Origin of the sequence: Enterococcus faecalis, assembly GCF_029024925.1 — a bacterium.
Lineage (GTDB): Bacteria > Bacillota > Bacilli > Lactobacillales > Enterococcaceae > Enterococcus > Enterococcus faecalis.
In genome coordinates, this window is the sequence record NZ_CP118962.1 from 627,089 (window position 1) to 640,368 (window position 13,280).

Sequence of the window (13,280 nt, forward strand, 5' to 3'; positions counted from 1 at the left end):
GGTTTTTTGAATTGTAAAAAAACCCTAAAGGAGGCAAAGTTTGCTTGCCATTTCCTAGGAAAAAACGTATATTAAAGTTACTTGCTTCTTTAAATAAAGGAAAAGAATAATTTTATAGAAAAGTTGGAAAGCACAAATGAATCAGACAGCAAATAGCAAGAAAAAACGCTATATTACAGGTTTTGATGGCATTCGGACGATCGCTGTAATTGGCGTGATTTTGTATCACCTTTTTCCCCAAGTCATGCGAGGTGGCTACTTAGGTGTTCCGATTTTCTTTGTTGTTTCAGGTTATCTTATTAACGACTTGTTGCGGCAAGAATGGGCAGAAAATCAGACCATTGATTTAAAAGGATTTTATGTGCGAAGGATGAAACGGCTGTATCCAGCATTAATTGTGATGCTTTTAAGTGCAGTTAGTTATATTACACTCTTTCAGCAGGATTTATTAAACAATATTCGCAGCGTTGTCGCTAGTAGTGTTTTTTATTACAACAACTGGTGGCAAATTTTTAAAGGGTTTTCTTATTTTGATGGATTTGCGACACAATCGCCATTTGTACATATTTGGTCATTGGCAGTTGAAGCGCAAAATTATTTAATTTGGCCATTACTTTTTATTCTTCTGGAACGCTTTGTTCGTAAGCGCGGTCGAATTTTCAGTTTAGTTTTAATCGGCGCCTTAATTTCGGTGACGCTGATGGCCGTTTTATATGTTCCTGGCGCAGATCCTACACGTGTCTATTATGGAACAGACACACGTGTTTTTTCTATTTTACTAGGTAGTGCATTGGCGTATGTTTGGCCAAGCACACGTTTGAAAGAAGAAATTCCAGAAGCCTCTAAAAAAATCTTAAATGGCGCTGGTTTAAGTGCCTTAGTTCTTTTAGTGTTAGCCTTTTTAACATTATCAGATCATACAAATTTTGTTTATTACGGCGGCATGTTTTTAATTAGTTTGGCAGCCACTGTCTTAGTGGCCGTCACTGCACATCCAGGGGCAGATATGAATCGTTGGTTAACGAATCCGGTCTTTACGTGGATAGGTAAACGGAGTTATGGCATTTACTTGTATCAATTCCCAATCATGATTTTTTATGAGGCCAAAATTAAGACCTTATCGGACCATGTTTTTCTACATTCATTGGTTGAAATAGCATTAATTTTAGTCGTGAGCGAATTGTCTTATCGTTTTATCGAACATCCACTGACACGATTGTCTTATAAGGATGTCTGGACTCAATTCACTGAGTTCTTACGGAAACCGTGGGACCTTCGTGAAAAAGGGACAATGGCCTTTATGACAGTGATTAGCGTGATTGCAGTATTCGGTTTAATTGTGGCTCCAGCAAACGCTAAAAGTGCGCAACAAGAGCAACTAGAAAAAAATATTGCGAAAAATCAGCAAAAAATTGAAGAACGTAAAAAAGAAGTCCAAGAAAGTGGCACGAAAAATAGTAGCACGTCCACAGAAAGTAGTACAAAACCGAGTGAAAGCCAAGACGTTCTACCCACACAACTCACACCAGAGCAAGTAAAAAAAGCGCAGAATTTAGAAATCACAACTATTGGTGATTCTGTTATTCTAGATGGTGCTAGCGGGTTACAAGATATTTTCCCTAAAATGATTATCGATGGAGAAGTGGGCCGTCAATTGTATAGTAGCATTTCACTAATTGGTGAACTAGACAAAAAGAAAATGCTTAAAAATACTGTTTTAGTGAGTTTAGGTACGAATGGTCCTTTTACAGAGGCACAATTTGATGAATTTATGAAAGCGTTAGGTAATCGAAAAGTTTATTGGATTAATGTTCGCGTCCCAACTAGAAGATGGCAAAATCAAGTGAATAGTTTACTTAGTCAAATGGACAAAAAATACGATAACTTAACGGTCATTGACTGGTTTAATTATAGTAACGCCCATGATGATTGGTTTTATGATGACCGAGTTCATCCAAATGTGGCAGGTGGCGAGCAATACACACACTTTATCGCGGAGAAAATTTTACAGTAGCAAGAAACTTCCAGCTCAGATGAAAGGGGCTGGAAGTTTTTTGTTATAGGAAAAGCAAATATAGGTAATTTAATGATTTTCTTGAAAACCTAAGCTTTTTTTTTAGATATCTGGTATACTGTTTTTGTTACAAGTTCCCGAAAGGATTTAGCAAGTAATTGTCGTTACTTACTAAAGATGCCTTGTAACCGAAACTATTTAGGGGGAATAACATTATGACAGAAAGACATTTATTTACATCAGAATCCGTTTCAGAAGGACATCCAGATAAGGTAGCTGACCAAGTCAGTGATGCAATTTTAGATGCGATTTTGGAGAAAGATCCGATGGCCCGCGTGGCATGTGAAACATCCGTAACAACTGGTTTAGTCCTAGTATTTGGAGAAATTTCTACAATAGCTTATGTAGATATCCAAAAAATTGTTCGTCAAACTGTGAAAGATATTGGTTATACACGAGCAAAATATGGATTTGATGGAGAGACTGTCGCAGTTCTTGTAGCAATCGATGAGCAATCACCTGATATCGCTCAAGGGGTTGACGCAGCCTTAGAAGTGCGTGATCAAGATGAAAAAGACGATATTGGCGCTGGTGACCAAGGCTTAATGTTTGGTTTTGCTGTTGACGAAACACCGGAATTAATGCCATTACCGATCGCGTTAAGTCATCGTTTGGTTCGCCGTTTAGCAGAATTGCGGAAGGAAAAAGTCTTACCTTACTTACGTCCTGATGCAAAATCTCAAGTAACAGTGGAATATGATGATCAAGGTCAACCACAACGTGTGGATACGATCGTCATCAGTACACAACATGATGATGAAACAACCTTAGAACAAATCGAAAAAGATATTAAAGAACAAGTAATCAATGAGGTGATTCCTCATGAACTTTTAGATGATGAAACAAAATACTTTATCAACCCAACTGGTCGCTTTGTAATCGGTGGCCCTCAAGGAGATGCCGGCTTAACTGGTCGTAAAATTATCGTTGATACTTATGGCGGTTATGCTCGTCATGGCGGCGGTGCTTTTTCTGGAAAAGATGCAACCAAAGTTGACCGCTCTGCTAGTTATGCTGCGCGTTATATCGCGAAAAACATTGTTGCTGCTGGTTTGGCGAAAAAAGTAGAAGTCCAATTAGCTTATGCAATTGGTGTGGCGCAACCAGTGTCTATTTCTATTAATACGTTTGGTACGAGTGATCTTCCAGAAAGTAAATTAATCGAAGCAGTTCGTAAAAACTTTGATTTACGTCCAGCAGGCATTATTGAAATGCTAGATTTACGTCGCCCAATTTATAAACAAACTGCGGCTTATGGTCATTTTGGTCGAACAGATATTGATTTACCTTGGGAACAAACAGATAAAGTTGAAGCGTTAAAAGCTAGTTTAGCTGAATAATTAAATAAAAAAAACAAGAAGTCAGCCAAGTATTGGCTGACTTCTTGTTTTTTTTTGCAATAATTTTTTTATGAAAAAGCATTTTTTTAAGACAATTTGTTCTTTTTTGTATAGAATAGCTATGGAGCAATTTAGAAAATTGACAATTGAATAGAAAAGGATGTGAACAAATGGCAAAAGAAACAAATGTTAAATTAGTCACGGTGAGTGTTTTTGTGGCAACATTTATGACAGCCATTGAAGGGACCATTGTGTCTACTGCGATGCCAACGATTGTCGGCTCGTTACATGGCATGGAAATTATGAACTGGGTATTTTCAATTTATTTATTAACGAATGCGATGTTAACACCGATTTATGGGAAACTTGCGGATAAAATTGGTCGTAAACCTGTCTTCATGATTGGCATTATCATTTTTATTTTGGGCTCCTCGTTGTGTGGCTTTGCTCAAGATATGTTGACTTTAATTATTGCCCGCGCAATTCAAGGTGTGGGTGCAGGCGCAATTTTACCAGTTGCGTTAACGATTATTGCCGATATGTATTCATTGGACAAGCGAGCGAAAATTTTAGGTTTAAACAGTGCCGCCTGGGGAATTGCTAGTATTTTTGGTCCGTTAGCAGGTGGTTTTATTGTAGATACAGTCGGTTGGCATTGGATTTTCTTCATTAATGTTCCTATTGGACTTGTTTTATTGGGCTTGATTAGTATTTTCTTAGTTGAACCAAAGCGGGAACGGACCAAGATGCCAATGGATATTTTGGGCAGCGTTACTTTGATGGCAGTGCTGCTAACGTTATTGCTAGGTTTTCAAATGATTAGCGATAATGGTTTTACATTAGTAACATTTGGTTGTTTGAGTTTGAGTGTGCTCTTTTTTGTAGCATTTGTGATGATAGAAAAACGCGCGCAAGACCCAGTGATTGATTTGCATTTATTTAATCAACCAACGTTTGTTTTAGTAAATCTTATTGCAGCGCTTATTAGCGGTTTCTTAATGGGGATTGATGTCTACATTCCGATGTGGATGCAAGGTGTCTTAGGAAAAAGTGCAGGAATTGGTGGCTTAGTTTTAGCGCCTATGTCGTTACTTTGGATGGCTGGATCATTTATAGCAAGTAGTTTTATGGAAAAATATGCTATGAAAAAAGTCTTAACGATTGGGTTATCGATTCTATTAGTCGGGGCCATCTTTTTAGTGGTAATGCCAATGGCCGTTCCGTTTTGGCTTTTCTTTGTAGTGTCTTCTGTCTTAGGAGTTGGTTTTGGGATTACTATCACAACGACTACGGTGACAGCACAAAGTACAGTGGAGCCTGAAAAAATGGGGGTTGCAACATCGTTTAATACGTTGGTGCGTACAATTGGGCAGACTGTGATGGTGTCAATTTTTGGTGTGATTTTAAATGCAGGAATGTTTGCGAAATTGGAAGCGAGCGCGTTAAACGTCGATGCAGATGTCATGAATCAATTAGTGAATCCACATACTGCAAATTTAATTCCAGCTGCGTTGTTAAAACCATTACGCGGTATCCTCTATGCAGGTCTGCATAATGTTTACTTAGTCGGTGCGGGCTTAGTTGTTGTCGCTCTTTTGTTAAATATTTTCGCAAAAGCGCAACGAGCGAAGGTTTAGTGGTACACTAATAGAAAGAGTATTGGAGGGAAAAGTAGATGGCCTTTTTACAAGCAAATATTTATTCAAATGTATTGGAAATGGAAGTGAATGTGAACGTAATTTTACCACAAGAAACGGTAAAAAAAGTGGGCACAAGTACCCAAGCAGCATTAACAGATATTCCCGTGTTGTATTTATTACATGGGATGGGAGGGAATCACAGTGTCTGGGCTCGCAGAACCTCTATTGAGCGGTATGTCGCTGATTTGGGGATTGCTGTCATTATGCCGTCCACGGATTTAGCTTGGTATACGGACACACAATACGATATGAACTATTGGACGTTTATCTCAGAAGAATTACCGAAAATTTGTCATCAACTCTTTCCACAGTTAAGTACAAAACGAGAAAAAACCTTTGCCGCTGGTTTGTCAATGGGTGGTTATGGCGCCTTGAAATTAGGATTAGCGAAACCAGAATCTTTTGCAGCCGTTGCTTCTTTGTCTGGGGCAGTCAGTTTATCATCCACTAGTTTTGGGGAATTATTAAAAGTCCGTAAGCGAAGCTATTGGGAAGGTATTTTTGGCCCGTTAGATCAAATTGAAGGTTCCATTCACGATCCGCTGTATTTATTACAACAATTAGTAGAAAGCCAAACAGAAATGCCCCAATTTTACCTTTGTTGTGGGGAGCAAGATATGTTACTTTCTGCCAATCAACAGATGGCTCAAGCGTTGGAACAGGCACAGGCAAGTTACACTTTTGAAACTGGACCAGGAGAACATGACTGGGTGTTCTGGGATGAATGGATTCAAAAAGCCTTGGCTTGGCTACCGATACCAAAATAGAGAAAGTAGTTTTCGCTATTTATTTTAAAGGTTAACCCTTGGTCCGTCAGTCGAAATGACTGACGGACCAAGGGCTTTTTTTATTTAGATGAAGATGTGTTGTCTGCTTGCAACCCATCTAAGTAGGTTTTAACGGCTTGAATAAAGGCGGATTTTTGGTGGATGGAGTGTCGAAATTGAATGCTTTCCTCCATGTACGTTAACTCATTGTCGGAGACATATTGTTTCATGTGCAGCACTTGTTCTTTTAAATAGTCATCTCCGTTCAATACTTGCGAAACGAGCTGTTTTTCCTCCGTTGCGTCCATAATCATCCCAAATAAAAGATGTTGTAAAGACGTTACTGCTAAATGAGTCATTTCTGGTGAAAAACCTGCTTCTCTTAAAATGCCCATCATTTGATTCAAATGGCGTAATCGTTGGGGATAGGCAGGGACGGTTTGGATTTCGATAGCTACGGCACAGGGAAATTGTTGATAGAGATCATAATAGTTTTCCATGAAGGCTAGTAAGTCAGAATACCATTCACCACATAATGCAGGTTCTTGAAAGTGCTCTTCAATCGCTTCAGCCATACTTTGAAGTAAGGCTTGCTTATTTTTAAAATACCAATAAATTGCGGGCGCCTGTACACCAAGCTGTTTGGCGACTTTACGCATAGAAAGTTGTTCTAAAGTGGGACTTTTTTCTAACAAAGAAAATGCGGCTGCAATAATCGTGTCTTTTGATAATTTCGGTTCCATGATTTTAGCTCCTATTAAACGTTATCTTCGTAAGTTTATCAAAAAGAAGGTACACTTTATGATAGGAAAAACTTGTGAAAAATTAACTTGTTCGCTTGTATTTTACCACTAAAAATGGTAAATTATGAATCGGTCTTATTTTACAGTGTTAAATTGGTGAAGTCAATGAGCAAATTGATTTTTTTGTAATGGGGAAGAATTCGCAGACCAACACTGAAGAAGCAGGGAACTATTTTAAGAAAGTAGGGATAAGATGGACCTTATTATTCAACACGCCAAAAAATACAAAGGCTCGGTAGTTATTGCCTTGTTGGCGGTGATCGTAATGGTTGTCTCAGCACTTTGGCAACCAAAATTGTTACAACAAGTGTTGGAAGCAATTATGAATGACGATAGCGACAAAATGAAAAACTTAGGGATTCAATTAATTGCCATTGCAGGATTAGGACTCGTTGCAGGGGTTATTAATACAATTTTTTCTGCCAAAGTTGCCCAAGGTGTCAGTGCTGACATTCGTGAAGCAACTTTCCGCAAAATCCAAACCTTTTCATTTGGCAATATCGAAAAATTTTCAGCAGGTAACTTAGTTGTTCGTTTAACAAATGACGTTACTCAAATTCAAAATGTCATTATGATTGCGTTGCAGACACTTTTTAGAATTCCTTTTTTATTTATCGGGAGTTTTATTTTAGCGATGCTAACCTTGCCACAACTATGGTGGGTGATTGTTGCACTTGTCATCGCAGTTATTTTGATTTCTATGCTGTCCTTTTCGCAAATGGGCAAGCATTTCATGATTATTCAAAACTTGATTGATAAGATTAATGGTATTGCAAAAGAAAATTTGTTAGGCATTCGTGTCGTCAAATCATTTGTTCAAGAAAAAAATCAACTGTCACGTTTTACAAAAGTGAGTGAAGAATTAACCACCCATAACTTAATCGTAGGTAGCTTATTTGCTGTGATGATTCCAGCGTTTATGTTGGTTGCGAACTTAGCCGTTGTAGGCTCGATTTTCTTTGTGAGTAACTTAGTCAAGGATGATCCAACTTTAATCGGTGGTGTCGCTTCCTTTATGAACTATTTAATGCAAATCATGATGGCGATTATTATCGGCGGAATGATGATGATGATGACTTCTCGTGCCGCTGTTTCCATTAAGCGGATTAAAGAAGTGATGGAAACAGAACCAGATGTTACCTACAAAAAAGTCCCAGAACAAGAGTTAATTGGTAGTGTTGAGTTTGATCACGTATCTTTCCGTTATCCTGGGGATGAAGAAGATACCTTGAAAGACATCTCTTTCTCTATTCAGCCAGGTGAAATGATTGGGATTGTGGGCGCAACTGGCGCTGGTAAATCTACATTGGCACAATTAATTCCACGTTTGTTTGATCCGACAGAAGGAAAGATTGAAGTTGGTGGTGTCGATTTACGAGAAGTGAACGAACACAGTTTACGAAAAACAGTTTCCTTTGTGTTGCAAAAAGCAATCCTGTTCTCTGGAACGATTGCGCAAAATCTACGCCATGGTAAACGTGACGCTTCTGAAGCGGACATGGAACGGGCTTCAGGCATCGCCCAAGCCAAGGAATTTATTGAAAAATTAGCAGAAGGTTATGATGCACCCGTCGAAGAACGGAGTAATAACTTTTCTGGTGGACAAAAACAACGGTTATCAATTACAAGAGGTGTGATTGGTGAACCTAAAATTTTGATTTTAGATGATAGCACCAGCGCGTTGGATGCTCGTTCGGAGCGGTTAGTCCGAGAAGCGTTGGATAAAGAGTTAAAAGAGACTACCACGATCGTTATTGCCCAAAAAATTTCTTCTGTTGTCCATGCAGATCGTATTTTAGTATTGGATAATGGACGTTTAGTCGGGGAAGGCACGCATGAAGAATTAGCAGCTACGAACCCCGTGTATCAAGAAATTTACGAAACTCAAAAAGGAAAGGAGGAAGCTTAATGACTGATTTAATAAAAGCTAGTAAATTTTTCTATCATTATTTAAAACGTTACAAAGTTTCTTTCCTCTTTATTTTCTTAGCAATTTTCGCAGCGACTTATTTACAAGTCAAAGCGCCGCAATTCGTTGGGGAAGCTATTCAGGAATTAGCGAAATATGCGGTTAATGTGATGCAAGGAAAAGACGATAAAAGTGCGTTCGTTTCTGTCATTTGGAAACTACTCATTTTTTATGTCTTAACTAGTGCCGCTAGTTTCATTTATAGTATTCTCTTTACACAAGTCGTGGGGAAATCGACAAACCGCATGCGGATTGGTTTGTTTAATAAATTAGAAAAATTGACGATTCGTTTCTTTGATTCTCATCAAGATGGTGAAATTTTAAGTCGTTTTACTAGTGATTTAGACAACATCCAAAACAGTTTAAACCAAGCGTTGCTACAAGTATTAACCAATATTGCCTTATTGGTTGGTGTCTTAATCATGATGTTCCGTCAAAATGTGGAACTAGCATGGGCCACAATTGCTTCTACGCCGATTGCGATTTTAATTGCGGTCTTTGTGATTAGCAAGGCGCGCAAATATGTCGATTTACAGCAAGATGAAGTGGGTAAATTAAATGGCTATATGGATGAAAAAATTAGTGGGCAACGTGTGATTATCACTAATGGCTTACAAGAAGAAACCATTGACGGCTTTTTAGAGCAAAATGAAAAAGTTCGTGCAGCTACGTATAAAGGTCAAGTGTATTCAGGATTACTTTTCCCAATGATGCAAGGAATGTCATTAGTCAATACGGCGATTGTTATTTTCTTTGGTGGTTGGTTAGCAATCAATGGCTCTGTTGATCGTGCCGCTGCGCTAGGTTTAGTCGTTATGTTTGTCCAATATTCCCAACAATATTATCAACCATTAATGCAAATTTCTTCAGGTTATAGCATGATTCAATTAGCTGTTACAGGCGCTCGTCGTTTAAATGAGATGTTTGATGAACCAGATGAAATTCGTCCCGAAAATGGCGGAAAATTAGAAGAGATTAACAAAGCTGTGGCTTTAAATCATGTTGTTTTTGGCTATAATCCAGAAACGCCTGTGTTGAAAGATGTTTCTATTCATGTGGATAAAGGTGAAATGGTCGCTTTAGTCGGACCGACAGGCTCAGGAAAAACAACGATTATGAATTTAATGAATCGCTTTTATGATGTGAATGAAGGCGCCGTGACGTTTGATGGTGTGGACATTCGTGAAATGGATTTAGATAGCTTGCGTTCACATGTAGGCATTGTTTTGCAAGAGTCCGTTCTATTTTCAGGAACAATTCGTGAGAATATTGCTTTTGGTAAGCCAGAGGCCACGGATGAAGAAATTGTTCAAGCAGCGAAACAAGCGAATATCCATGAATTTATTGTAAATCTTGAGCAAGGCTACGATACTGAGATTACGGAAGAGAATAACCTTTTCAGTACGGGGCAAAAGCAATTAGTAAGTATTGCACGAACGATTATTACCAATCCAGAATTATTAATTTTGGATGAAGCAACAAGTAATGTTGATACAGTAACAGAAGCTAAAATCCAAAAAGCGATGGACGAAGCAATTAAAGGGCGCACCAGTTTTGTGATTGCCCATCGTTTGAAAACGATTCTAAATGCGGATCGGATTATTGTTTTACGAGACGGTGAAGTCATTGAAGAAGGCAACCACCATGAACTAGTTGAACAAGATGGATTCTATGCGGAACTTTATAAAAATCAATTTGTTTTTGAATAAGTTGAAAAAGAAGCAAAATGAGTCATTCTCATTTGCTTCTTTTTTTGCTATGCTAAATAGAAAAAGGAGAAATGTCAATGGAAAAAATGAGGAATGTACGGCAATTACGGCGCACGTTTTTGGTGCTAAATACTTTATTTGTACTGAGTGTATTCAGAGAGAATCGATGGACAAAATCGGCACTACTTTTTTGGTTGTTGGCTAATAGTTTTTTATATGGACTGCAGTGGTTGATTTATTTTGGGGGCGAAAAAGGCTGGCTGACACATCTGCAGCGGTGGTATTATTGCGCGGTTCTTCTCCAAATAGTAGGCACATTAATTGTATATTTTTCGTTTTTTGTATAAAGGTCTCTCGTTTCTTGCCGGAGAATATGCTAAAATAAAAAGCAGCAGGGGGCGAGAAAACCATGGAAAAGCCAAATAAACGCAAAGCTGATTTAGAACGTACACGGCAAATTATTTTGTCTGTCGCTTCTGAATTATTCATGACAAAGGGGTTCAAAAATACCTCCACTCGTGAAATTGCTTTAAAAGCGAACATTACCCAACCGAATCTCTATCACCATTTTAAAAATAAAAAAGAACTGTATTTAGCTGTGATTGAAGAATTAACGTCCCGTGTTAAGGAAGAATTAGTCCCAATTGTTTCTGGAAATGCATCAGTAGAAGAAAAACTTTATCAATTAATCAAAGTTTTGTTAGATGAACATCCGACCAATCTTTTCTTAATGTTGAACGACATGTTTCAAGAAATGGGCCCTGATTATAATCGTACGCTGTATCAAATTTTCAAAAAAACCTATATCAATAATATTGCGGCTATTTTTGAAAGTGAACCTGAAACCAATTGCTTACAAGAGGGCATCAGTGTAGATGATGCAACTCGGTTTATTTTATATAACGTTAGTGCATTATTAAGTATTGAAAAAACGTACCAGCGAAAAACAGTGGATGACGATGTCAAAAAATTTATTCAATTTATGTTACATGGCGTTTTGAAAAGTCACAAATAAAAAATAGAGAAGCCCTGTTGAAAAACAGACTTCTCTATTTTTTTGTGAAATTCACTTATCAATCGATAAATAATTATTGATTTATCGATTGATAAGTGATATAGTTTATTTCGAAAAGAAGAAAGAGGTGAACCATTCATGTTTTTAGGATTTAATGAAATGAAGTATTCAAAAGGACGGTACGTCCTTGTAGTCTTAGTAATGGTCTTGATTGCTTGGTTAATTTTTATTTTGTCAGGTTTAGCGAACGGTTTAGCTCAAGGAAATCGTTTAGCCGTAGATCAATGGCAAGCGAATCAAGTGGTTTTATCAAAAGAGGCCAATAGTAATTTAAATGTATCAGTGTTAGATGAAAACGTGAAAGAGACGATTTCAGGAGGCAAAATTGCACCGATTGGTCAACAGTCGTTAGCCATCCGCCCAGCAGATGATAAAAAGGCTGAATTAACGAATGTTAGCTTATTTGGGATTGAAAAAGAAAGTTTTTTAATGCCAAAAGTGATTGAAGGAAACGCATTTACTGATAAAAATCAAGTGATTGCTTCAGAAACATTGAAAAATCAAGGATTTAAAATTGGCGACAAATTAACTGCAGGAAAATATGATGAGCAATTAGAAATTGTCGGCTTTATTTCTAAAAGTAGCTATAACATTGTGCCAGTTATTTACACTTCTCTGGATACTTGGCGGTCAATTAAATATGGTGACAATCCAGCAATGGCCAAAATGGTTAATGGTTTTATTGTTCGCAGCAAGGATAACGCGGAAGTTAAAACGACTAATAAAGACAGCCAAGTTCTTTCAATTTCAGATTTTATTGAAAAACTGCCAGGATACAGCGCTCAAAACTTGACCTTGGATGGCATGATTTATTTCTTGATTGTGATTGCAGCGTTCATTATCGGTATTTTTATCTTTGTGATGACTTTACAGAAAACAGCAATGTTCGGTGTCTTAAAAGTTCAAGGGGTGCCGACTAGTTTCTTAGCAAAGGCAGTCATGCTACAAACCGCTTTATTGGCTGTTCTAGGAGTGGCGATTGGTCTTGCTTTAACGGGAATTACCGTGCTCTTTTTACCAGAAGCGATGCCTTATGCAACTAATGGACCACGCATGATTTTGTTTAGTGTACTATTGATTTTATCTGCATTAATTGGCGGGGCATTTTCAATTCGAACGATTGCTAAAATTGATCCGTTAATCGCGATTGGAGGTTAGAGACATGGCAAATGTTTTAGAAATGAAAAATATTTATAAAAAATATGGTGAAAAACATACAGAAGTGATCGCGTTAAAAGAATTATCTTTTGCGGTTCAGCCAGGTGAATTTGTCGCAGTAATTGGTCCTTCTGGTTCTGGTAAAAGTACCTTTTTAACGATTGCAGCTGGTTTACAGGCACCGACAAGTGGCGAAGTCATTGTTGGCGGGCAATCACTAAATAAGTTAACGAAAAAACAACGTTTGGCGCAACGTTTTCAAAAAATCGGCTTTATTTTACAAAGCTCTAATTTGGTGCCATTTTTAACAGTGGAAGATCAATTTCACTTAATTGAAAAAGTTGATAAGTCACGTAAAAATAGTGAATTAAAAGAGCAATTGTTAGAGACGTTGGGTTTAAAAGAATTACGAAATAGTTATCCTCGTGATCTCTCTGGTGGGGAAAGACAACGGGTAGCCATTGCGTGTGCATTGTATCATGAGCCAGACGTAATTTTGGCAGATGAACCAACGGCTAGTTTAGATACAGAAAAGGCGTTTGATGTTGTCCAATTACTAGCGAAAGAGGCCAAAGAGAAAGATAAAGGGATTATCATGGTGACACATGATGAGCGTTTGTTGAAATACTGTGATCGAGTGGTTCGTATTCGTGATGGTGAATTGACAGAGTAACAAAACAAATAA

10 protein-coding genes and 1 riboswitch are annotated in these 13,280 nt (G+C 37.8%); of the genes, 9 read left to right on the forward strand and 1 reads right to left on the reverse strand.

The window, feature by feature from the left end; genetic code table 11:
* Positions 1-136: 136 nt before the first annotated feature.
* From PYW42_RS03145 to PYW42_RS03160, 4 genes are all read left to right on the forward strand, one after another.
* Positions 137-2,014 (forward strand): acyltransferase family protein, encoded by a 1,878-nt coding sequence (locus tag PYW42_RS03145; protein WP_002388972.1) that lies wholly within the window; start codon positions 137-139, stop codon positions 2,012-2,014.
* A gap of 122 nt (positions 2,015-2,136) precedes the next feature.
* A riboswitch (SMK box riboswitch) is annotated at positions 2,137-2,232 on the forward strand.
* The gene (metK, locus tag PYW42_RS03150) at positions 2,230-3,414 is read left to right on the forward strand and encodes a methionine adenosyltransferase (RefSeq protein WP_002388893.1); all 1,185 of its coding nucleotides are present in this window, start codon (positions 2,230-2,232) and stop codon (positions 3,412-3,414) included. It overlaps the preceding riboswitch by 3 nt.
* Positions 3,415-3,584: 170 nt before the next feature.
* Entirely contained in the window at positions 3,585-5,051 is a 1,467-nt protein-coding gene (locus PYW42_RS03155; protein ID WP_002364774.1) for an MDR family MFS transporter, read from the forward strand.
* A gap of 38 nt (positions 5,052-5,089) precedes the next feature.
* Complete coding sequence (locus PYW42_RS03160; protein ID WP_002355660.1) at positions 5,090-5,881, forward strand: alpha/beta hydrolase; 792 nt, start codon at positions 5,090-5,092, stop codon at positions 5,879-5,881.
* 80 nt (positions 5,882-5,961) lie between these two features.
* Here PYW42_RS03160 and PYW42_RS03165 read toward each other — a convergent pair whose 3' ends face one another.
* Complete coding sequence (locus PYW42_RS03165) at positions 5,962-6,624, reverse strand: TetR/AcrR family transcriptional regulator (RefSeq protein ID WP_002358755.1); 663 nt, start codon at positions 6,622-6,624, stop codon at positions 5,962-5,964.
* A gap of 253 nt (positions 6,625-6,877) precedes the next feature.
* On the opposite strand from PYW42_RS03165, the gene erfC reads away from it, so the two are divergent.
* The 5 genes from erfC to PYW42_RS03190 all read left to right on the forward strand — a co-directional run bounded on the left by erfC (position 6,878) and on the right by PYW42_RS03190 (position 13,268).
* Positions 6,878-8,593 carry a multidrug ABC transporter ATP-binding protein/permease ErfC gene (gene erfC / locus PYW42_RS03170; RefSeq protein WP_002355662.1) on the forward strand — a complete coding sequence of 572 codons (1,716 nt, stop codon included), beginning with the start codon at positions 6,878-6,880 and terminating at the stop codon, positions 8,591-8,593.
* Positions 8,593-10,362, forward strand: coding sequence for a multidrug ABC transporter ATP-binding protein/permease ErfD (gene erfD, locus PYW42_RS03175; RefSeq protein ID WP_002355663.1), 1,770 nt, complete (start codon positions 8,593-8,595; stop codon positions 10,360-10,362). The genes erfC and erfD overlap by 1 nt, the downstream gene beginning before the upstream one ends.
* Positions 10,363-10,771: 409 nt before the next feature.
* A complete protein-coding gene (locus PYW42_RS03180; protein WP_002388959.1) occupies positions 10,772-11,377 on the forward strand; it encodes a TetR/AcrR family transcriptional regulator in 606 nt (201 codons plus the stop codon).
* 138 nt (positions 11,378-11,515) lie between these two features.
* Positions 11,516-12,595, forward strand: coding sequence for an ABC transporter permease (locus PYW42_RS03185; RefSeq protein ID WP_002355665.1), 1,080 nt, complete (start codon positions 11,516-11,518; stop codon positions 12,593-12,595).
* A 4-nt stretch (positions 12,596-12,599) separates the two neighbouring features.
* Positions 12,600-13,268 (forward strand): ABC transporter ATP-binding protein, encoded by a 669-nt coding sequence (locus tag PYW42_RS03190; protein WP_002363221.1) that lies wholly within the window; start codon positions 12,600-12,602, stop codon positions 13,266-13,268.
* The last annotated feature ends 12 nt before the right edge of the window (positions 13,269-13,280 follow it).